The organism is Alkalihalophilus lindianensis, from assembly GCF_032843265.1.
In the GTDB taxonomy this organism is placed as follows: domain Bacteria; phylum Bacillota; class Bacilli; order Bacillales; family Bacillaceae_D; genus Alkalihalophilus; species Alkalihalophilus lindianensis.
This window is the reverse complement of the sequence record NZ_JAWJBA010000892.1, coordinates 1-243: the sequence shown is the minus strand read 5'-3', so window position 1 is coordinate 243 and position 243 is coordinate 1. Positions and strand designations below refer to the sequence as shown.

Sequence of the window (243 nt, the reverse complement as noted above, 5' to 3'; positions counted from 1 at the left end):
CCCTCGGCGCCTGCAACCGGGGCACGCCCTCGCCCACCGACCCGCTCGCCAACGTCGCCGAGACGTCGCCCGACTCGTCCACCATTCGCCTGAGCGACACGACGCTCGCTGTGCAGCGCTGGCACGAGGTGCGCCCGGCCGCCGAGGCGCCGGCCAACCCGGCCACGCTCTGGCTGCTCGCCGACGGGCGCGTGCTCTGGGCGACCGACCCGATGGACGGCAGCCCGCTCAACGTGACCGAGG

The 243-nt window shown here is 75.7% G+C and carries 1 protein-coding gene; it reads left to right on the top strand.

Annotated elements, in window-relative coordinates; all coding sequences use genetic code 11:
- The coding region (locus tag RYX56_RS24700; RefSeq protein ID WP_317124434.1) for a hypothetical protein at positions 1-243 on the top strand (243 nt) is incomplete at both ends.